General features: G+C 62.5%; 27 protein-coding genes. 5 read left to right on the forward strand and 22 right to left on the reverse strand.

The genetic code is table 11. The features are described 5' to 3' along the window. Nucleotides 1-213 precede the first annotated feature (213 nt). The 8 genes from AWC31_RS02880 to AWC31_RS02900 form a co-directional block, all read right to left on the reverse strand. A complete protein-coding gene (locus AWC31_RS02880; RefSeq protein WP_234816691.1) occupies nucleotides 214-807 on the reverse strand; it encodes a hypothetical protein in 594 nt (197 codons plus the stop codon). A gap of 20 nt (nucleotides 808-827) precedes the next feature. Next, nucleotides 828-1,034 (reverse strand): hypothetical protein, encoded by a 207-nt coding sequence (locus AWC31_RS02885; protein WP_133060067.1) that lies wholly within the window; start codon nucleotides 1,032-1,034, stop codon nucleotides 828-830. 233 nt (nucleotides 1,035-1,267) lie between these two features. Further along, nucleotides 1,268-1,429, reverse strand: a complete 162-nt coding sequence (locus AWC31_RS37260) for a hypothetical protein (RefSeq protein ID WP_165765889.1) — start codon at nucleotides 1,427-1,429, stop codon at nucleotides 1,268-1,270. Between the two features lie 217 nt (nucleotides 1,430-1,646). Beyond that, nucleotides 1,647-1,919: a ribbon-helix-helix domain-containing protein gene (locus AWC31_RS38240; protein WP_085142501.1), complete on the reverse strand. Its 273-nt coding sequence runs from the start codon at nucleotides 1,917-1,919 to the stop codon at nucleotides 1,647-1,649. Continuing rightward, nucleotides 1,805-2,143, reverse strand: coding sequence for a hypothetical protein (locus AWC31_RS37265; protein ID WP_165765879.1), 339 nt, complete (start codon nucleotides 2,141-2,143; stop codon nucleotides 1,805-1,807). Before AWC31_RS37265 ends, AWC31_RS38240 begins: the two co-directional genes overlap by 115 nt. Nucleotides 2,144-2,267: 124 nt before the next feature. Further along, entirely contained in the window at nucleotides 2,268-2,423 is a 156-nt protein-coding gene (locus tag AWC31_RS37270; RefSeq protein ID WP_165765890.1) for a hypothetical protein, read from the reverse strand. 124 nt (nucleotides 2,424-2,547) lie between these two features. Next, entirely contained in the window at nucleotides 2,548-2,742 is a 195-nt protein-coding gene (locus tag AWC31_RS02895; RefSeq protein ID WP_085142504.1) for a hypothetical protein, read from the reverse strand. 352 nt (nucleotides 2,743-3,094) lie between these two features. Then, nucleotides 3,095-3,448, reverse strand: a complete 354-nt coding sequence (locus tag AWC31_RS02900; protein ID WP_085142506.1) for a hypothetical protein — start codon at nucleotides 3,446-3,448, stop codon at nucleotides 3,095-3,097. Between the two features lie 129 nt (nucleotides 3,449-3,577). Here AWC31_RS02900 and AWC31_RS02905 point away from each other — a divergent pair, with 129 nt between their 5' ends. Further along, nucleotides 3,578-3,796, forward strand: a complete 219-nt coding sequence (locus AWC31_RS02905) for a hypothetical protein (RefSeq protein ID WP_085142509.1) — start codon at nucleotides 3,578-3,580, stop codon at nucleotides 3,794-3,796. Nucleotides 3,797-3,870: 74 nt separating this feature from the next. On the opposite strand, the gene AWC31_RS02910 is transcribed toward AWC31_RS02905, so the two are convergent. The 5 genes from AWC31_RS02910 to AWC31_RS02930 all read right to left on the reverse strand — a co-directional run bounded on the left by AWC31_RS02910 (nucleotide 3,871) and on the right by AWC31_RS02930 (nucleotide 7,615). Beyond that, a complete protein-coding gene (locus tag AWC31_RS02910) occupies nucleotides 3,871-4,377 on the reverse strand; it encodes a DUF1990 domain-containing protein (protein WP_165765891.1) in 507 nt (168 codons plus the stop codon). A gap of 59 nt (nucleotides 4,378-4,436) precedes the next feature. Continuing rightward, nucleotides 4,437-5,369, reverse strand: a complete 933-nt coding sequence (locus AWC31_RS02915) for a hypothetical protein (RefSeq protein WP_234816692.1) — start codon at nucleotides 5,367-5,369, stop codon at nucleotides 4,437-4,439. A 76-nt stretch (nucleotides 5,370-5,445) separates the two neighbouring features. Beyond that, nucleotides 5,446-6,282, reverse strand: a complete 837-nt coding sequence (locus tag AWC31_RS02920; RefSeq protein ID WP_085142512.1) for a phosphoadenosine phosphosulfate reductase domain-containing protein — start codon at nucleotides 6,280-6,282, stop codon at nucleotides 5,446-5,448. Continuing rightward, nucleotides 6,279-6,734: a hypothetical protein gene (locus AWC31_RS02925; protein ID WP_085142515.1), complete on the reverse strand. Its 456-nt coding sequence runs from the start codon at nucleotides 6,732-6,734 to the stop codon at nucleotides 6,279-6,281. The genes AWC31_RS02920 and AWC31_RS02925 overlap by 4 nt, the downstream gene beginning before the upstream one ends. Then, nucleotides 6,731-7,615, reverse strand: coding sequence for a hypothetical protein (locus AWC31_RS02930; protein WP_085142517.1), 885 nt, complete (start codon nucleotides 7,613-7,615; stop codon nucleotides 6,731-6,733). Before AWC31_RS02930 ends, AWC31_RS02925 begins: the two co-directional genes overlap by 4 nt. Nucleotides 7,616-7,669: 54 nt before the next feature. Here AWC31_RS02930 and AWC31_RS02935 point away from each other — a divergent pair, with 54 nt between their 5' ends. From AWC31_RS02935 to AWC31_RS02950, 4 genes are read left to right on the forward strand one after another with little or no spacing between them, the layout of a single operon-like run. Further along, on the forward strand, nucleotides 7,670-8,656 hold the full coding sequence (locus AWC31_RS02935) for a hypothetical protein (protein ID WP_234816693.1): 987 nt from the start codon (nucleotides 7,670-7,672) through the stop codon (nucleotides 8,654-8,656). 24 nt (nucleotides 8,657-8,680) lie between these two features. Further along, nucleotides 8,681-9,157: a hypothetical protein gene (locus AWC31_RS02940; RefSeq protein ID WP_085142519.1), complete on the forward strand. Its 477-nt coding sequence runs from the start codon at nucleotides 8,681-8,683 to the stop codon at nucleotides 9,155-9,157. Next, complete coding sequence (locus AWC31_RS02945; protein WP_085142522.1) at nucleotides 9,154-10,020, forward strand: RAMP superfamily CRISPR-associated protein; 867 nt, start codon at nucleotides 9,154-9,156, stop codon at nucleotides 10,018-10,020. The genes AWC31_RS02940 and AWC31_RS02945 overlap by 4 nt, the downstream gene beginning before the upstream one ends. Nucleotides 10,021-10,027: 7 nt before the next feature. Further along, complete coding sequence (locus AWC31_RS02950) at nucleotides 10,028-10,747, forward strand: Csf3-related protein (protein WP_085142524.1); 720 nt, start codon at nucleotides 10,028-10,030, stop codon at nucleotides 10,745-10,747. A 60-nt stretch (nucleotides 10,748-10,807) separates the two neighbouring features. Here the strand turns inward: AWC31_RS02950 and AWC31_RS02955 are convergent, their stop codons facing one another. The 9 genes from AWC31_RS02955 to AWC31_RS02995 form a co-directional block, all read right to left on the reverse strand. Then, entirely contained in the window at nucleotides 10,808-11,068 is a 261-nt protein-coding gene (locus tag AWC31_RS02955; RefSeq protein ID WP_085142526.1) for a hypothetical protein, read from the reverse strand. A 309-nt stretch (nucleotides 11,069-11,377) separates the two neighbouring features. Beyond that, nucleotides 11,378-11,524 (reverse strand): hypothetical protein, encoded by a 147-nt coding sequence (locus tag AWC31_RS37275; protein WP_165765892.1) that lies wholly within the window; start codon nucleotides 11,522-11,524, stop codon nucleotides 11,378-11,380. A 126-nt stretch (nucleotides 11,525-11,650) separates the two neighbouring features. Beyond that, nucleotides 11,651-12,367 carry an HNH endonuclease family protein gene (locus AWC31_RS02965; protein ID WP_085142530.1) on the reverse strand — a complete coding sequence of 239 codons (717 nt, stop codon included), beginning with the start codon at nucleotides 12,365-12,367 and terminating at the stop codon, nucleotides 11,651-11,653. Then, entirely contained in the window at nucleotides 12,354-12,875 is a 522-nt protein-coding gene (locus AWC31_RS37280; RefSeq protein WP_165765893.1) for a hypothetical protein, read from the reverse strand. The genes AWC31_RS02965 and AWC31_RS37280 overlap by 14 nt, the downstream gene beginning before the upstream one ends. A 744-nt stretch (nucleotides 12,876-13,619) precedes the next feature. Continuing rightward, a complete protein-coding gene (locus AWC31_RS02975; protein WP_133060068.1) occupies nucleotides 13,620-14,153 on the reverse strand; it encodes a S1 domain-containing protein in 534 nt (177 codons plus the stop codon). Nucleotides 14,154-14,396: 243 nt separating this feature from the next. After that, nucleotides 14,397-14,774 carry a hypothetical protein gene (locus tag AWC31_RS02980; RefSeq protein ID WP_085142536.1) on the reverse strand — a complete coding sequence of 126 codons (378 nt, stop codon included), beginning with the start codon at nucleotides 14,772-14,774 and terminating at the stop codon, nucleotides 14,397-14,399. A gap of 25 nt (nucleotides 14,775-14,799) precedes the next feature. Continuing rightward, a complete protein-coding gene (locus tag AWC31_RS02985; protein ID WP_085142538.1) occupies nucleotides 14,800-15,603 on the reverse strand; it encodes a hypothetical protein in 804 nt (267 codons plus the stop codon). A 161-nt stretch (nucleotides 15,604-15,764) separates the two neighbouring features. Further along, nucleotides 15,765-19,946, reverse strand: coding sequence for an FtsK/SpoIIIE domain-containing protein (locus AWC31_RS02990; protein ID WP_133060069.1), 4,182 nt, complete (start codon nucleotides 19,944-19,946; stop codon nucleotides 15,765-15,767). A gap of 141 nt (nucleotides 19,947-20,087) precedes the next feature. Next, nucleotides 20,088-20,273, reverse strand: a complete 186-nt coding sequence (locus AWC31_RS02995; protein ID WP_085142542.1) for a hypothetical protein — start codon at nucleotides 20,271-20,273, stop codon at nucleotides 20,088-20,090. Nucleotide 20,274 lies beyond the last annotated feature (1 nt).

The raw sequence follows: 20,274 nt of genomic DNA on the forward strand, positions 1-20,274 counted from the left end.
GCCCTTATGTCGGCTCAGAATTGACCACGTCGTCTCGGAACGCGGCGATACGGTCTGCCACTCCGGCCTTCGTCAGGTCGCAGTTCCGTGGCAGCCAGAAGGCGCTCGACGCGAGATGTCGTTCCGGCCCTTGGCCACACTCCGGGCAGGTGTCTACCGCCATGCGAGCGCGAGCCGTCTCAGAGGTGTATCTCTGGGTCATCTCATCTCCCCCTATGTCGGCTGTCTTTTGGTCACGGCGAGAGTCGCGCTGCGCACAACGTCGAGCACCAGGTGCCATGCATCGAGTCGGTCGGTGTAGGCGGTTTCTGGTCGTGCGCAACCGTGGTAGTAGTCCGCTTGCTGTTCACTGTCCAGGCGGCTTGGGTGCCAGCCTTCGGGCCGCAGGGCATGTGGGTCTGTCCACCAGAGCCAACCCAGTGAGCAAGGGTGACCGCGGCCGGCGGCAAGAGCCTGGAGTCTTTCGGTGACATCGGGGTGCTCGGCGCGGAGAGTGCGTAGCTCGGTCCATGGGATGCACCAGCGTGGCCGTTTGTCGAATCCCGGCCAGGTGGTATTTGATTCGAATAGCAACCCACGACGTTGTTTCGCCCAGGCCCAGCCAGGCGTGTTGTTTGGTCCGCTGCGGTAGCTGGCCCCGCCATCGGTTCGTGATTCGATTGCGTCGGGGTGCAGCCACCAGCCGATCAGGTCGGGCCACGGAGTCTGTGTGAGGAATACGATGGCCGACATGGACGCACTGCGAGCGGCCGACTCTGCTGCCTTCTCAGCGGCTTCGACCTCGCCGAAGAGGTCGTATTGGATCACTCGCGGCACAGTGGATCTCCCTATGTCAGTTCAGGCTCGGCGGGTACGGTGCGTAGGCCCGGGTTGTCGTCCATCACTTTCGCCGCGACGAGCGCCTTCGACACGGCGGCGATGAGCCAAACCTTCACGTTGTCGTTCTCTGTCAACTTGGCCAACCGGGCGAACTCTTTGGCATCGCGACGGGCCTGTTCGGCGCCCAGGGCGTAGATGTTGGGTGTATCGCTCATGACGACTCGTTTGGTCATTGCGCCTGAACGCATTTCCCTATGTACGGCCTGGCGGGTTCGATCCCGATTCCCGAATGGCCGTGTCCAGTTGATCCTCATGTTCCTGTGCCGCCTCCATCGCTTGAAGTCGATTGGCGGGACATGGGTGGCTCGATACTGGCATCGCCTTCTCCTTTGATCGTGCCGATAATTGTGTGTTGCGGTTCAACGCTTTTCGCCTATATGTAGTTGCCTCACTTCGCCGATGACGGGTTGTCGGCATTGAATCGGGCTACATACAGGCGGTACGACTCAGCGATTGCCGGTGTGGATTCGACGGGCCACTTTCCATCGTCGCTCAACTTTTCTAGCCACTGCTCGTAGGTCATCATCGGCGGCTCATACCGTGTGCTCATCTTCATCTCCTTACGACAGGTCGCTCGCCTGCCAACTCAAGCATTCTGATCGCGTAATGCACGTCGAAATAGTGGTAACGGTCGCTGTGCGCGCAGATGTAGCGGGCCTCACTCAGGGTCATAACTCCTCCTCACGTCAGCCTGGCGAGTTCCAGGTCCGCCAGTGCGCGCCCGAACCCTGGAGACAGATTCTCGAACTGCAACGATTCCCTACGGCTCATCGCCTGTTCCTTCTTAGTCCCCGCTCCACCAGTCTCCTGATCGCCTCGGCTCGCTTGATGCCCTGACCTTCGGCCCAAGCATCAACCTCGGCCAGCAACTCATCACCCAGGCGAATGTTGATGGGCTTGCCCACCTCAGGGCGGCCTGCCGGGGTCACGCGCGGACCAACTCTGCGTAGTACTCCCAGTGCGCCTGGCACTCGCCATTCCACTTCACTTGCACCATGCCCGCGTCGGGCGCGTGGGTGGTGAGCTCGTTCGGCGTCCATGCTGCGACGCGTTGCACGATGCTGCCAGCCTCAGCACGGTCGGCATGGCGGACCTGATCGCCGATCCTGAGTGACTTCCAGATTGGGCGGCATGCCATGCACTGATGGCGGTGGGACTGATGGGCGCGGATGCCGCGCTCATTGAATGCGCTTCCACAACCGTTGCATTTGTACCGGAGGACGGGGTGCCCCTCGACGAGGGTGACATTCAGATTCTCGGTCATGCGATTAACGATACCGTTTATCTGTTGATTATCAATACCGTTTATTCGAGACTCGCGCTCTACCGCTTCGCAGGAATCCGGGCAGTAGACGTGTCCACATGCCTTCACGCGCACGGCCATTCCCTTACGTCGCCTCGGGCTTGCGGTGAATCCCGTAGCCCATTTCATCCAGCCCACGCTGAATATCGGCGGCTATGGCATAATCTCCCTGGTCAAGGCGTACGCCCACGAGCGCCAACCCCAACAAATTGGTTGACTCGACTTTGTTAAGCACCTTCATGTCCGTACTCCTTGTCTGCCGATAATTGTGCGTTGTGATCCGCTGCGGTTCACCGCTTTTCGCCTATATGCAGTTGTCGCACTCGCAGATGACGAAGTGCCCGTCCTTGCGCTCGTTGAAGCCCCTATGTCGGGTTCGACGAGCGATGCTGCTCGCACCAGTCCTCGTACTCGATATTGAATTTCTCGGGGTCAGCGTTGCGAAAGTAGGTGCCATACGGGCGTGAACTTGCACCGTATCTACCGTTACCCCAGCGCTCAGTTGTGACGCCATACAACTCGTTCAGGTGCTCCTCGTACGCCTTCTTGGTCAGCTTCACCGCTGATTCCCTTCGCCGATAATTTCGCGTTGCGGCTTTGCGCCGGAAGGCAATTCCTTATGTCGGCTCAGCGTTCGCCCGAAGCGATCTGGTCGAAGGCGTGTTTGAGCTGGCTGATCATGTCTAGTTCCGCCCCGTCGAACTTGTCGTGCCACTTTGTGGCCGGTATCGGCGTGCTCGGCGCCGCCGCAGACGAAGCAGTTCCGCAGCGCGAGGTGCGCGGGTGTTGCCCTGGTCCGATCATGCTCCTGGGTTCTGACAGGTGCGGGCGACTTATCGACCGCGGTGGGCTGCCCGGATCGTCCGATCCCCGCTCTGGCGGTTGATGACGTCATGCCCGACGCTGTCGCGCTCATCGCGCAGCCTCCGCAAGCAGGTTGACGGCTCGGCTGGCCTTCTGCTGCCCGTCGGTCACGGCACCGATGACTGAGGCGCGAGAGCGCGCGGCCCGGTCCTCGACAGCGCCGCGGTAGGCCCACGCCGCTAGCACCTGTCCCGCCTCACCGAGACGGACGTAGAAGACGTGATCGCCTTTCGTCCATGCGCGCTCGCTGGAAGGGATGTTGTCAATTGCGCGGTAGTCGACCTCGGACCAGCCATAGAGCGCCGCGGCGGCCACGATGCGCTCCTGCCCCGAGCCGCGTTCGATGTCCCGCTTCGTGACGAAGTTGCGCGGGTAACGATTCGGACTCGCAGTCGCACTCATGGGCCAACCCTTCCCTGCTTGGCGGGGATGACGCTGAGCGTTCCCGCCGCTTAGCATCAAGATACATGCATGCGCGCATGCGCGCAATACTGATTGCGCGCATGCGTGCGAGCCTCTAGAATCTGTACCGTGACGACGCCCGATGCGGACCCCAAGAAGGCGAACTGGTCGATCAGGCTCGAAAAAGACGAAATCGGCCAATGGGACGAGCTGCAGTACAGCCTTCGCCGGGAAACCGGCCGCCGAACACTGAGCAAGGCCGACATCATGCGCGCCCTGGTCGATTTGGCGTCGGACGAGAACGCTGCGGTCCGTTCTGCGCTGATTGCCACCTTGAGAAACGGCTAAGCGGGGCGTTCAGCCCGCTGTCGGTAATCCGACCAGCTTTCGCCGGGCGCAAGGGCCCGGGCTCACTCCGGGCCCTACCTCAAACTGCGCACATAGCGACGACGAAAGAACCGCTGCGCGACCAGCAGCGCCGGGAAGACCGCGCGCCATACCCCTGACGGAGCTGGGCGGGTTAGTGAGCGCAGCGTCAAGAACACCGTGCCGGCGCGATCGCGGTGCACGATGAATGCTTCCTCCCCGCAGACCGGGTGCCCGCGCAAGGTTCCGTAGGCGAACCCGCACCGATCAGTACGCGACACCACGGCCACCACCCGTACTGGTTCGTGTACCACGAATGGCCAACGCCCAATTGAAATCTGGTACTCCACACCATCGGACACGGTTACATCGGGATTGATGCGGAACCCGCTGCGCCGCTTCACGCCCCACTGAAGTACTTCGCCACTGGCGAACGCCCACGCGTCTTCGCCGCGCCCAATGGCCACAGTGTGGTCGTACCGGTCAAACCCCTCCGGAGTTGCTGCCCATACGTCGGCGGCTGGAACAGTGACCCCAGGCTCGGGATATGTCAGTTCGGCCACGGCGACACTCTCACGCTCTCGCAACAGCCTTGAGCGGTAAGACTGGTAGGCCAACGCATCTAGTCAATGGCGGCGACCCGCACGGCTTGGCCGGCCGCGTCGAGTTCGCCGGCGCGCCGGCCGGCGGCCACCCACAGCATGCGGACCGGGTACGGATTTGCGGAGCGTTCGATGAGGGCCGTCGGGTAGGCCTTCTCGAATTCCTTCTGGTCATCGGTGGCCCATATCGTGCTGGCCCCGTTCGCTTCCTTGACTTCGAGCCGGCTGGCCGTATCGGTGATGAAGTCGTCGATCTTCTGTAGATCGTTGAGCGAGGCCTGGCGTATCGTGCCTTTTCGCTCAGTCGCGAAGTAGGACTTCACGTTGATGCCCAGCAAGTAGGCGGTCTCGGTCTTGCCGAGGCCGACAGCGGCCCGCGCCGCGGCCAGATCGAAACGCCGCAAGCCGCGGTAGACCTCGACGTCGCGGCCGCGGCGCCTTAGTTCGGCCGCGGCTCGCCCGACCGCGACGTGCTGCAGCGTGACCGGGTAGGGATGTTCGAGTAGTCGTGTGCAGGCGTCTGGGTAGTCGGATGCGAACGTTTCCTGGTCGATGGCAACTTGGAGTATCACTACGCCGGAGTCTGGTGCGGTTTCGATCAGCCGTTCTGCTTCGTCGGCAACGAACTCTTCCATGTCGGCCAGTTCGTCGATGAACTGAGCTGGGACGTTGTCCGGGCTTCCCGCTCCTGCGCGTATGGCCTTCATCGCACCGCGCCGGCCTGCGGCTGCATCAGGTACATCCTGCGGGTTGTCGTATTCGTAGGTCAGGTAGAGGGCAGGATCGAGGCCCAGCAGCGGGGCAAGATCTTCAGGCCACAGGCTCAGTGCGTTGCGGCGAGCTTTCAGGTCCGACCACAGGTATTCAACAAACGGCTGCTCAGTGATAGCGATGCCACCCTCCTCGCGGCCAGCGGCGAATGGGGTCGCTACTGGCGATTCGATGCTCATCATGGTCCTCTGTGCGAGAACGGGGACCTGCCTTGGTGGCCTGCCCTACAGGTCAAATGCTATCAGCGATGCCAAGCGGTTAGGCCCATTCGGGCAGGCGTGGCAGGGCGATCGCCAACCGATCGAACAGATCCGGCCAGCCTTTTTGAAACCAGGCGATGTGCCCGTTGGACAGTTTCGATGCGTCGATGATGGAGTCGACCCTGATCAGGTGCTCTGGCGCGCCCAGTTTGGCGAGCTTGTCGTAGAGCGGGTTGGGTTTGATACCGCGGCCCGCCAGATACTCAAACACCTGACTGGGCTGCCAGTCCCAGATCGGCCCGTAGGTCACGGTGCCGTCATTGCGCCGAATGACTCCACCGGCGCCGGCCCGCACCTCGTCGCGTGATTGCCCTGGCTGTGCCCGGGTTTCAGAGGCCAGGCGTTGCCGATACAGTGCCCGCCTGCCTGGGGCTTCTTGCCCGCGCACACCCCACAGCGAGCCGCGGCCGTGGCGGCGGTGCGCCGCTGATGCCGGCCCGGTGATCATGAGCTCGGCCAGCTCGACCCCCAGTTGTTTGTCTGGTGCGTGGTGGTCGAAGCCGCCCAGGGCGATCATCACGGTCAGCAGGTCTGGTTCGGCCGGGATCACCTCGAAGTTCAGCCGCCACGCCTCGGAGAGGTCTGCGAGGTAGTTCAGCGTCTCAGGGAACTGCAACCCGGAGTCGAAGAACACGACCGGAATGTTTGGGTCGACCTGGCGGGCAAGGTCGACCACGACAGTGGAATCTTTACCGCCAGACCACGATACGAATCCGTCGTGCTTGTCGAGGTGCTCGGCGATTCGATCGAGCAGATGCCGGTGAGAGGCTGTGCCGCGCCGGCGCGCCGCGATCGCACGGAGAGCGGCCATGTCGAGGCCGGGGGCTGCATTCACGGCTTGTCGGTGTCGTCGTTAGCGACCCGCCCGTCAGTGACCGTGATTGGCATGCCCGGGAAGAGTCGTTCGAGATACTCCTCGACGTAGCCCACTGCGTCTGGCCCGTCCAGGATCGACTCTTCGGTGGTGGTGCCATCCCACCACCACCACACGCCACGATCTTTGTATCCGAACGGCAGGGGGACCTCAACGTCGGTGTGGATGCGGGCGAATGTGCGGGCCGCGCCGACGACGAACAGCCAGTCGTAGCCGCCGAAGGTCCTTGACCCGTCCTCATCCGCCAGATCGGACAGACTGTCGGGCAACACCACTCGTGCCAGGCACTTGTTCTTTTTGGTGGTTTTGCGCCGCGGCGGACGACTCACCGACCGGAAGTGGCCGTTGCGCCCCGGTTCATCGGGTCCGAGTTCTGACCGATTCGGATGGACCACCCATTCCCTGTTGCTCACGTCAGCTCCCTCAGTTGCAGGACGAGTCGGTTTCCGTAGCTGTTGCCAACCTGGTAGATCGACTCCGCGGCGGACACCACTTCACAGGTCATGCCGCGCGGCAACAGGTGAGTGGTGTCTTCCACGGTGTCGGAATGCCCGAAGTACATTCCCCGGCTGGTCGTTATCTCGAACATGAGGTACCGGTCACTGTCATGGCCGGGCGTTTCATGCATGTTGTGCCGCGCGATCGTGAACTGGTCAAAGCTCACCGTCGAGCCCGGCTGAAGGTTGTCGGGCACTTCGTCGGGGTCACCGACGTCACGATGGGTGTCGGGCAGTTTGACCGCCACATACACCGTGTGCATCCGGTCGTTTTCTTGCTCGTAGCTCTGTATGACGCGGTCGAGGCGCTGCACTGTGGCACGGTCGGCGTCGGAGAGCTCCTGGACATCGCCGGCGGCACGATGCAGCGCACTGTTCACCCGTCGCCACTCACCAGGGTCGTCTTCGGTCAGCATGCTGCGTATCGCTCGGCGCTGCGATTTCGGAGCCGCGGCCATGACTTTGTTCTTTGTGGCAGAACGGATCTTGCGCTGCCGGCCGCTCAACGAGTAGCGGAATCCCTCGGGTGAGGGCAACTGCGTTCGCAAACGTGGAGAATCCACATGGCTGACATCGCGGGGCGTCGCTCGATCTCGGTCGCGCGTGGCACGGGTCAGCGATGAGTCAGCATCGCGCATCTCGTCGCGGACACGGCTGGCCAATCGGTGAAACGCCGCATCAGTCATCGCCGACTCGGCAACCTCGCGGGCTGCCTTGATGTCCCTCGCGCTGATCGAACCGCCCTCGATGTCGAGCTTCACCGGTTCCTGGTTTGGTCTGGCGGTCTTGGCACCCATATGGTCTCAGGCTCCGTCGTTCACTGCACAATCCTCGTGGCTTGATGTCCTCCCGTGCGGCCGCAGCCCGGGGACTTCCCCATTCAACCCATCCACCGTTTCGCATGGCGCGACACGCCGCCCCCGGTCGCCGGGCGAATCATCAACGAGCAGCGCTGGTGGTCGGCGAAAGCGAGGAGGGGCGGCCCCGGCGCGGCTGACATCAGCCGTTCCGAAGCCGCCCCTGGGACACCATCTCCCAAACCCTATGTGCGTTTCGTGTTGCCTACGGTAGCAATCGCTGCCCGTATTGTGGCCGCCAGCATGCTTTCCGATCCTGCCGCCGCCGCGTGGGTTGTTGCCGGACAACCTCCGGTCAACGCACCCGCGCCCATACCCGGCCGCTGCGGCCGGTGCGGCGAGGACGGCCCCACGGTGACCAGCTCGCACATCATCTCCGAGAAATTCACCGGCTTCGACGCATGGCCTTTCGGATCCCGCCGGCTGTGCGTGCCGTGCGCCTGGGCCTACAGCCGCTCACCCATAGTCGTGCCGGCCATGGTGATCACCGCAGACACCGTCACTGAGTACTCCGAGGGTGCTGGCCTGGCTCCCCTACTGACGGCTGGCGCTCTTCCGAATACCCATGCCGTGGTACTTCCGTCCTCGCGGCGTCGGCACGTCTTGGCGACCGCCGAATGGGGTCATCTGGCTACCGACGGTCTGGTCACCATGTGGAACGCGACTGCAGCCGGCCGCCTTGCCGATTTTGCCTTGGTGCGCCGCGCCGTTACCGCATGGGTGCACGCGCACGCGACCGATTCGATGAGTGAGCGGCAGATCGCGATGAAGATCGACCGCACCCTGATGCGGGAAATGCCGCCCTATCCCGTATTGGCCACCCAACCCCGGGACAGCTGGACGCAGTTCCTAGACGCTTGGGCGTCGCTGCAGCCATGGCGGAAAGTCGAACCTTTGTGGGCTGCGGCCAGGACACTCACGCACACGCCGACAAAGGCCGCGGCAAATAAGACCCGCCGGAACTCTCGGCCCTACGCCTGACACACCGCGGATACGCTGACGCGCATGATCGACGTCGAGCTCACCCCGACTCGTAGGTGGCAGGCGCTGGTGCCCGAGTTGCAGTCCATGACCACTCCAACAGGTTCAACTGCACCGGTGCCATCTCCAGCGGCCGCGGACCGGGCTGCCGATACCGCAGAGCGGTTGCTGTTGCTGTTGCACTACAGCATCGACTGGGACAACACCTGGATCGGCGAGGAAAAGCACCGCAAAACCTACTGGGACGATGTACTGGTTTCTCGGGTACGTGTGGCGTCCTACCGTTCGGCCACACTCCACGAATGGTGGTCTACCGCCTCATCATTGCTCGATGCGACAGCGCCCCGACACAGCGACCGACGCCGAGAACTAGCACAACTGCTGCAGGAGCCACCGCTGCCTGTGCTCAGCATCCTTCAAACCAGCCTGCCCGCTTTGCTGCTGAGGGTACGGATCATCACCGAGGCTGTCTCCGCCGAACGCAAGGCACAAAACCGATGAGCCGTTTGTCCAAAATCAAGTGGAAGATCGACATGGTGGCCCAGTCCTCGATCGTGCACCGTGAGGTCATCACCGCCGCCAGCGGCAATTTCGCCTTGTTTCGCCGCGAGAAGAGCATTGACCCCGACAACATCGCACTGCAGGTTCCAATGGTCTCCGGCGGCGGCTTCCGCGGTGCCCTTCGCCGTATCGGTGAGGAGCTCACCGCAGAGGCCCTCGATTACGAGGACGCCGCCCTACCTGTTCCCGCCGCCCATCTGCTCACTAATGGTGGTCGGCTCGCCAAATCGAAAACCCCACTGGACAACGAGGGCATACGTCAGCTCAGAGATCTCCTGCCACTCGTCGCGGTGTTCGGCGGTGCGGCTTCAGGCCGGATGATGTCCGGGCTGCTGAAGGTCGGCAAGGTAGTGCCGGAGGTAGCCGAAACCGCCCATATCTTGGACCGCTCGCCCCAGTCCGATCCCCTTCCTGCTGTGCGGGTGATGGGCGCCGAGTGGTTTGGCCATCTCTCTGATCACCGCACCAACTTCGACCAGCCACCCTGCGAAGATCGTGACGAAAAGACAAGTCCCCTTACGCGATTCGGTGTCGAAACCCTACCGGCGGGCACCCGTCTGCAGACATGGGTGCTCCTCAACAACGCGACCAGTTGCCAGGCCGCGTTTATGCGCGATGTCCTCGACGCGTTCGCCAGCGATGGCCATCTCGGCGGTCGCGCGTCTGCCGGCCACGGTCGCGTCATCGTCAACCTGAGCCACGAAGTCAAACGTGGACAGTTCCCCGACGAAACGGTCGACTGGCGTGCTGAGCTCAAGAAGCGCCGCGACGAGGCGATTGCCGCACTATCGAATCTCTCGTGAACCGCGCATGATTGCGTTGCAGATCACCGCCACCATGCCGCATGGAATCGTTCTTTCGCGGCCATGGGGCGTCGCCCTTGACGGATTGCTCGCCTCTGTCCTGTGGGACCGACGCAAATGGGCTGCTCGCGAAGCTGGCCACCACGTCGCATACAGGTCTGACGGGCCCCAAGAAACACTCCAGTTGCCGCTGGCCACTTGCGGCGACCCCGACCACGACAGCGACTGGCACTGGATGGCCACCTTCGCTGACCTGCACCCCAGAACACAAGATGTCACCGAACCTGACATCCGTTGGCGCGTTTCCCGAACCGACCATCACCGGCTCCAGCAGCTCGCACCCACAATCAGCAAGGCCGTCTCTGACACCACCGGCCGCTACCAGCGCCGCATGGTGCCCGTACCAGCGCACGCCGCCACACACTTGACCTGGCGCGCAGTCGGTGATCCCGAGGCGATTCGCGATCTGCTCGACGATCTGTCGTCCATCGGCAAGCACACCGCCGTGGGTGAAGGCTTGGTTCGCAGTTGGGAAGTCACCGAAACTCCAGACGTGGACGTTTGGTCAGCCGGCCACGAACATGAGCCTGGCGTTCTCGGGCGAACCACACCACCGCGCTGCCTGACAAACGTCACAACCACCACGGGGCCACGTGGTACCGGTGCGCTGCGGCCACCCTACTTTCATCCGGACAGTCGGACCACCGCGTACCAGCCCGCACGCTAATCCGGAGTTCTCAAATCTGGTGCGGCGCTGCGCAACATACCAAGGGAAGCGCGCGGCTCATCAGAACGGTCGTTGGATCTCGTCGGCGTGCCGGTCAATCCAGTCAATGGTCAGTTCCGCGGGTGAGGCCACAGTGCCTACCGACTGCGACGGCGCGCCGTCGATCGATGCGTACACCGTGCGGCCGTCGTCTCCGACGTGGATCCAACCGCTGACAGTCCAGCCACTGGCAGGTCGTTCACCGGTGACGGTCAGGCAATATCCCTGCGAACCGTCGGGGGCGTAGCTCGGAGCTTGCGCGCTGATGGTGGCATTTCGCATTCGTGTCGTCCTTGCCGGGTCTGGAGGCAATTTCACTGTAGGAGCGTGGTGTTCAGGCTGGAAAGGAGCATCGCTGCTCCGCCCAGCCCCAGTGTGCCGGTCGCTGCGACCGCGGTGACGGTCCAAAGGATGCGTCGGATTCGGCGGATCAACCGCAGCAGTGACGTGGCGGCTGCGACTCCAATTCCTCCGACAACAGCGGTCGCTGCAGGGTTGGTCTGGAGCAGGTCTGCCAAGCCTGCAGGAAGGGAATTCATCATGCTGGCCAGTTCACGTCAGTGCGTGCGGGCACCCGGTCACGCGTCAAGGTCATGGGGTCCACAGCGTCAGTCGAGACTCGTGAACGAAGATCTCTGTACGCTGCCGCTGGCCGGGGACCGAGATGATGCACGTCCAGCCGTCGGCGCCGCGGATCGTCTTAGTGACCTTGCCGAACCCTCCAGTGTCGATCTTCACGCGATCCTCAACCGCAAACTTGCATTCGCCCAGGGGCCCAGCGGATTCCGTCATCCTGATCAATCTCCCATTCGCTTCATACTATTCGCAGGCCAGACGCGCTGTGTACGAGTAGTGGACCGCTCATCAGCTAGTCGGACAAGTCAACGCGGCCTCACGCAAGACCGGCAGCGACGGCGCATCGACGGCCAGCCCGTAGGTGCGCATCACAGAAATGAACCGCGTCGCGTACTGACAATGGAAACCGACGTTCGGAGGCATCCAGCGCGCGGGCTCTCTATCGCGTTTGTCCTGGTTCACCTGACCTTCTACGGCAAGAAGATTCGCAGGATCATTGGCGAACCGAACACGCAGCGATTGAGGCCACGACCGGGCCCCTTGGTCCCATGCATACGCCAATGGCACGACGTGCTCGATCTGTACAGCTGCACCCGTCTTGTTGCCGCGCACAAAGTTGATGGTGGTGCCCGTGTAAGGATCGTGCAGCACCCCGGTCGCAACAGCGCGTGGACACCGGCTGATCGACACGAAGGTCTTGTCGACCAAGTCGCGATTCAGAATATCGTTGCGGGTGTCACATTGGTTGCGGCCGCCAGGAGCGTCGTTGTCATCAGTCCAGGCTTCCCCGAACGCTGCGCGACGGTAATCGCCACTGCGGGAGCGTTCGGGCACAACCGCGATAGTCGATAGCAGGTCGTCGACAACAGCCACGCTCGCCGGCGCCGCCTCCGGGCTTGCGCTGACCGCCGCGCCCTCGACAGCAGCGTCCAACCCGGCCCATCCGCCAGCGGCTACCACCGCGGCAGCGACGGCGCTTAGCAGCAGCGATCTACGACGTCTCATAAGTCACCGTCTTGAATGCAGCGTCCAATTCCAACCGCGTAGCACGACGCGTTGCCCGACGCCGATCGAAGTGGATCCACACCGCGACGCCCGCGTACACCACGGCGAGCAGCCACAGGATTGCGATGGCGCCGAGTGAGGTATCGGCTGTGGCGATTCCCGGTATCACACCAAGGCCGAAGATCGACGCCGCACACAGCCAGGCGCCGGTGATCATCCAGATCCCGGCCTGACGGTATAGCCGCACCGACAACCACGCGAGGCGGCGAGCTGCCGTCAACACGTCGCCCTCGGCAGGGATGGGGCCACTCATGGATGCGCGGACGGCCGCAGCGTGATCTGCGCGGGATGCCACGTCACCGAAGGCTGCACGGTACTGGTCAGCTAGCCTGCGGGTCACGGAGGCCAGCACCGCGCCCATAATCGCCCCGGACGCGGGGATCGCGATCGCTACAGCCCACACGGGGAAGACGACGCCGGCGCAGGCCAGCGCAATGAACGCTGTCACCAGAACCGCCGCCGACACTGCACCGAATGCCAACATTCGGACCCTGTACGGGCTCACGAGTATTCGGGTCAGCATTATTTGCGCTCCTTCACGCCGCAGTCCCTCCTAAGCCGATAATTTTGCGCATTGTGGGCGCCTGTGCCGAAACTTCATCGAGGCACGTGGCAGCCCGAACGTCGCGCTCAGAGTGCTGTTTCAGGGTCCGTCTGCCATGACGGTCCTCTCGTGAGTTCCTTGCATGTGATGTGTCGCGGGAGCGCGGGATGTCCTCGAAACGCGTTGTAATCTGCGCGCTCGAAGGCCTCCATATAGCTGGCCCCCGATGCGTAGAAGACTCCCAGGAACACTGCGTCGCCTTCTGCATCAGGCGATTGGTGTTCGTACGCCACGCATCTGACAGTTACTACGGGGTCCGCCCCCGCCGACGCGGCGAGCGCTAACGCAGCCCATACCGCAGCAATCCACACCACACATCGCTGCGAACCCCTTCGTCGGCGCAAACGGCTCTCATTGTGAGTAGCCAACGTCAGCCTCCGTTTCTCCTACCCTCCGCACGAGACGGGTCGACCGGTACATACGGGCCGCATTTCGCGTTTCGACCGCTCCGGGCAGAGGTTGCTTCGGCGGGGCGCCGGGACATGGAACCCATTGGGGGGTGATGGGTTTCGGGGAGAACGCCCCGCCGATAGCAACGGCTCTAATTCTAGTGGCTGTTCGGAGTCAGGTGTCCTTAAGGACGATGAATCAGGAAAACCACGCCTCGATATCGCCACTCGGCGCCGAGTGCGCCGAAGGCGTTGCAGCCGGTGCTGTTTGCGCCGGTTCAGGGGCGGCGTGCCGCGCCCGCTGCGGGGCATTGTCGTCGAACTTCCACGACTTCAGGTCCGGGTTCTTGGCTTTGGCGGCCTGGATTTTCGTTGCGTACCGGAACACTTCAGACACCAGCTCCGGGGTGGGGATGAAGGCATCCAGCGCCGGGTACCGGCCGTCGTCAAGAATCAGGTTGTCGGGTTCGTACCGTTTGAACACCGCGGCCATGTCAACCAGATCGGCGTACTTGATGTTCTCGAACGCGGCGAACACCATCAGGCTGTCATAGGTCTCGCCGTTGAGGTTGTGGCGCATGATGCCTGTGGACCACACGTCGTAGGGCTGCCGAGCCTTGACTTCCACAGATATCGCCGAGATCCAGGAGATCATCCGTTTGGCTGTGTCTTCGTTCACGCAGGAGGTGGAATCGGTGGTCGCGGGGATGTAAATCGGTTTGAGCACCGCCACCGGATACCGCTGGAACACGTAGGTTTCGGGCTTTCCGGTAGACAGCGGCGGCGCCTCAACGCTGATCCGTCCGTCGCCCAACTTGTTTTCGATTGTCGACTCGACGTCAACATATCCTGGTGTTGCCATGAAAGTGCGCCTCCCACTGTAGGAATCCGTTGAATGCCGAAACTATCGCCAACGGGGAAGCGCGTGTTGCGACACGCACCCCGTTTTTCGGCCAAGGGGATGCGCGGCTGCTCATCAGTTCTGCGCGTTCGCTTCGAGAACCTGGCGTATCCACTGTCGCGCCTCGGGGTCGGTCGCCAGTCGCGTCTGCGCTTCCTTCACAAGCCGGTCGTAATCGAGGCGCCACACCCGATAAGCGTTCATGATCACTGCGTTCACGGTGAAGCTGACGAACTCCGTATCACGTGCGCGTGCATATGTGTCCGTCAACGACAGCGAGAACAGCTTTCCTTCCAACACCACTGCAGTGCAGTCGCCGTCGCTGGGCTCACCAGGGTTATCAGACCATCTACCAACCGCCATGTGGTAGGCGTACTCGGCTGCAAGCTCGTCGACCTTCAGCTGTTCAAGAAGGGCCAGAAGGTCATCCAGATTCCTGCCTTGGCTGGTCATGTGTTCCTCATCCTCAAACGGGGGGTCATGGCGCTGCGACGGGTGATGTCGTGGGCGTCGGCGGGACGGGGGCGGGCGGCTCCTGGGCCGGTTCGGGCACCCCGGCCGGCAAGGTGACAGTGAATCCGGCCGGCGTGTCGTTCACCGTGGCCACCCGGGCTGCTGCCGCTTCCCGCGCGCTGTCAGCGATCCGCTTTGTCGCGGTCTCATCATTGCGGACAACCAAAGTGAAGTCCGAGCCTTTGAATGTCACCGATTCGACGTCGCCGTCGCGGAGCCGGACTGTGGTTCCTCCTGGGTAGGTGTACTCGCTGCCGGCATAGCTGGACGGCCCAGCATCCACCGCTTCGCCCAATGCCGTGGGGTCGAAAACGATCGGGGTCTCGCCCAGGAGGGCCGCTGGCACCAGAGCCCATCCTTGGTAGGTGGCATCGATTCCCAGCGCTGTCCATGCTCCGGGGTTGACCTGAGCGAACAGCGCCCGCCGCGCCACCGTGTAGGTGACTGCGGTGCCGGTGCCCGATGCCCAGGTACCCAACGCGTCGCCCGTGCGGGTGTTGATGTCCACTGTGAATGGGTGTTGCACACCGTCTTTGGTGCGTGCTGTCCCCGAGGCTGTGATCACCTGTGCACTCAGCAGGCGATGGACCGCTTCAGCGCCGCGGCCGCTGTGGTCGGGGGGAGGGGTGTGCCAGAACAGAGCTACTGCGACGGCCGCGGCCGCCAGCAGCGCGATCACCACGGTCGCGATCGCGAGCCTGGTGCGCTTAATGTGCTTGTGCGTCTTTGGCGGTGCGTAGGCGCCCCCACGATACTCACGGGTCGTCATCAACGGCCGTCCTTGTCTGATCGGTTCTTCGACGTAATAGCCATCATTTCAACCTTGAGCATTTTCCGGTGACGGCACGCGCAGATTTTCTTTCCGTCCCAGGGCATTTCGCCCCGGCTCGCCGTCGAGACCTCGTGCGAGTTCCGCGGCTACTGGCGCCATCATTCGTACACCGCCTCCGAGTTGGCGATTTGGATGATCTGGTCATCTGACCCACCGGCTTTGTGCCAGATCGCCCGGCCAACGGGTAGCTTGCGGAACTTCACCTTCTCGTGCACAAGGATCTTGCCCTCGCCGGGATTTCCGTTGAGGAACACGTTCCGCACACTCGATCCGGATGTCAGCGCTGCGGTGAACTTGTTCATACCGACCCAGCGCGACAGGCCGGCGCCGTCAGTTCCGACAAGCAGATGGACGCCGACATCCATGACCGGGATTCGCGGCCCGAGCCATTCGAGCGATCCCGGTGCAGCGTTGCCCGCTTGCAAGGAACGCAGCGACTCGAATCCGTCGATGATCACGAATACTTCCTTGCCCTTGACGTACTCGCGGTCACGGATCTGTGCCGGCGATTCATTCCCCTGGGGTTTCCGGCTGCTCATCAGCTGATCAAGATTGGCGATGATGGGCTGTGCGCTTTCGACGTTGGAGGCAGACCGGCCTGGCTGCATGTAGCCGCTGGATTGCAGCGACTCGATCATGTCGGCCAGCCCCATTCGGCCATCTATAATCAGGATCGTCGCTTCGTCAGGGCCATACACCGTGGTGATCGAGTTGATCGCTGTCCGAAGCGTGGTGGTGACGCCGGCGTGGCCGGCCCCGGCCACGAACATGTGGCGGGTTTCTGCCAGATTCATCGCCAAGGCTTGCCCAGTGGAACGGTCGACCCCCATCGGCAGCACGCGAGCTCCGCGATGCACCTTGGCGAACTCGATGTGCTGGTATGCCGCAATCAGGTTCGCGTACGGAACGACGGTGGGCACCTGGTCGATCCGTGGTGCGACGGTCCGGGCGCTGGTGCGCTTCTGGGTGCCGACTTCCTCGATCCGAGCGCTGTAGTCGCGGACCGTGAATACGGGCATCCCATCTTGCTCTGAGTCGGGTTGGATGCGCTCCGGTATCGGGATGAATACACGGGCTCGAAGGATCTGTGGGCGGTTGTTGGAATCCACACGCTCAGTGTTGATCGAGCCGCCGGGCATCGTGACCGGGATCGACTTGATCGCGGCGCGAACCACAGAATCAACGACTTGGGGGTCCTTCATGTTGTGGTAAACGCAAACATCTGTTTTCTCAACGAGTTTCGGCATCCTCCCCGTGACCACACGAGTGGTGTACACGACGTGCACGCCAGCGGCCGGCGCGTGCGAAAGCAGCTGCGACCACTCGTCGCGTGCGTCCATGTAGTCCTGGCCACAGTCGTCGAGAATCAGATCCAGGCCGTCGACCGCGAAGAAGATATGCCCATAGGGATCCCCTGTCACACCCAACTCGTCCTTGCTCGCCAGGTACTGGTCGACGGTCCGGATGTGTTTGTTGTTGCCAATGACTTTGGTCCGCAGATCGATGATCCGGTTAATCTCACCCCAAAGCCTGGAGAACATGTCCTCGTCGGTCTTTGACGCGTAACCACCCACATTTGGCCACGTAGCCATGCACGCCATATCGGTGCCGGCGTAGTCGTAGATGTACCAGGACGCGTGATCCGCCGAATACGTCGCGGCCGATGCCGCAATCATGGCGCGCAACGTGTTGGTCTTGCCGGTCCGGGTGCCACCTGCGATGTATGCGTTTGACAGCGACCCGGTGAAATCCACAACCATCGGTTCACGCCTGTGCTCCAGAGGGACATCAACGTCGCCGATTCGCAGCTGCAGCTTGCCCGGCTCGGGCGCCCACCCCGTTTCGACGTGCGGGATGGACAGCGGGTGACGTAACGGTTCTGTCCAGAGTTCCCGCATCTGATACGACTGGCTGCACCGTTCCACTAGCCGTATCCCGGCCTCCACCAAGGTCATGCCCGACTCTTCGGTGCGTGCGGCACGCACCGGCTGCGGCTCGGGGTCGTCTTCGGTGGTGGCCACGGTGGGGCGGTGGTACATGCCAAACTCCGCGACGTCTTCGGTATGGACTTCGGCGCCGCGCCTGACCGGCGCCGTCTCACCCGGTGGAGTGGGCGCAGCGGTGTCCACTAGCGGCCGCATGTAGCTCTTCTGCCAGTTCCACGCCATGACCCGCTGCCAGATCGAGTCCTGCTTGTTCACTGTCTTGTAGAACAGCGCGATCATTGACGAGGGCAGCCGAATGGCACCCTCTTCCCCATTGAGGACTGTCTTCGATTCCGACGGCTTGGTGACCTTAAGCGAGATGCCGAACATGGCGTGCTTGACGAAATCTCCGACAGTTCTCTCGTCGAGGTACTGCGATGCCAAGACCACCAACAATCCAAGGGAACGGCCAACACGACCGAGCCTCTCGAAAATCGCGCGATACTCGTTATGCTTCTCAAGGAACTCGTGGACCTCGTCAGCGATGAACAGCAGGAACGGCAGCGGTTCCATCTCCGGGTGCGTCCGGGCCCGCGCCCGGTATTCCCGAATGTTCTCCACATCGGGGTACCTGTTAATCAGCTTCTGCCGGTACTCCAGTTCACCCTCGAGCACATCCTTGGTGCGTTCGAGCAGATCAAGCGCATTTTCCAGGTTTGTGATCGTGGCGACCTCGTGGCCGATCCGGCCCTGGAACTTCTTCCACGTCGCCCCGCCCTTGAAGTCGGCCAGGATCATGCGCAGTTTCGACGGCGAATTCGCCAGGATCAGCCCGAGCACGATCGCAGTCATCAAAAAGGACTTGCCCGTACCCGTGCCGCCAGACACCATGCCGTGCGGGCCGGTGCCACCAGCTGCCACCTCGAAGAGGTCGAGCTTGGCCAGCTCCCCTGTCGGCTCGTTGTTTTCGTCCAGGACGTACCCGAACATCGATTCCAATGTTTCGGTGTACTCGGCCGGATCCCACACCCGGCTTTTGAGGTCGAATTCCTCGACGTTACCGATGCCCAGATAATCCATGATCGTGGGCAGCGACGACACGTCAATCGGCTGCGCTTCGGGAGTTGCTGTCTCCTGCTGGCCGGAGTCGAACCCGAAGCCGCGCGGCCGGATTGGGGCCATAGCACGCGCAGCCAGTTCGGCATCGAATCGCGAGACGTAGTCGGCGCGCGCCGCGCCGGCCTGGTGCAGTCTGAGCCTGTCCCCGTCGACACGCATGCGGTGTCTGCGTTGGGTGACCTCAGCGTCCGAATGAACGTTGGCGGCAAGGAAAGTCACCCCCGGGATCCCTTCGGAGTATCCGGTCGGGAACCGCAAAGTCAGATCGGGGTCATCGACAATGACATACATCCGAGTGCCTGTGGTGTATAGCGTGTCGAATTGGCTTGACATGTCGTCAAGGAATTCTTCGTAGTTGCGCCAGGCGAGCTGCCGGTATCCGGCTGGTCCCGGCTCACGCAGCCGGTTCCTACTGTGGGGCAGCCACTTTGTCCAGCCCCACTCTTTGGTGTCCCGTGAAATGACACCGATGAGGATCTTGTTCGGCGAGTACTTGAACGCGGCCGAAAGCAGCATCGAACGGATGAGTCCGTTGATGCGTTCCTGATCAGGGCCCCTGAACCCGTATGCAGGGGAGCTCATTTCACGCGCCAACGGCACCTCCGGAACGACCGACATCAGCGATCGGAACCGGCTGACGGCTACAGCGCTGTATTCCTCGTAGAGGTGCTCCTGGGCTTCATCGATACCGCTGGACTCGGCAGGTTTGAGTTCGACCTTGAGCCGCTCGGTTCCCACGCCAATCCGCAGAACCGCCTGCTCAACTTCTGCGGTGACGTCGCCTGACCAGAAGGTCGCCGCGCGCTGCTCGACCAATCGGCGAATGTTCCTGGGGTTGGGGTGAAAGTGCAGCGCAGCCGCGTGCTGGGCCCCGGCGGTCTCATGTACATCGACCGCGGATTCAGCCAACTGCAGATCGATGTTCTGGCGCTTGCGGTCCAGATCACCATCGCCGCCACCCAACATCTGCATCAGGCCAGCGACGGCCGCGCTGACCATCATCCCAAACATCATCATGTAGCCCATGAGCATCATGGGGTTTGGTTGACGCCCCATGACGGAAACGATCAGGAACAAGAAGAAGAGCATCAGCACGCCGACCGCTACACCGAGCACGATCTTCAGAGGGCTGATCTTGCCTTTTTCTTCTCGCTTGATCGGCGATGCAATCACAATGGTGCTGCTCGGCGGCCGCAACGGTTTCGCTTCGCGAGGGTTGTACTCCACAGTGCTCACGGTTGCTGACTGTATGGCCGGATCGGCAACCTCGGTGTGACACGCCGTAGCTGATGCTGGCGTAACATAACGGCCATGCACACCACTCAACGCAGCGCGCGTACGCGGGTTGTCGCTATCGCCGTAGCCGTGGTGTGCCTGTCAGGGTGTGCCCCGCGCGTCGTCGGTGGCCAAGCCGTCCACGACCCGATGCCGGCTGCGGGCCAGCAGAACCCGGGGACGCATAGCCAGCAGCGTCAGCAAGTATCTGCGCCGTCGGGGATCGAATACCCGAGAACTGACCGCCCGACCGAGCATCCCGAGGTCGGTCTCGGTGTCCCCACGCACC

This window comes from Mycolicibacterium wolinskyi (assembly GCF_002101965.1).
GTDB classification, from domain to species: Bacteria; Actinomycetota; Actinomycetes; order Mycobacteriales; family Mycobacteriaceae; genus Mycobacterium; species Mycobacterium wolinskyi.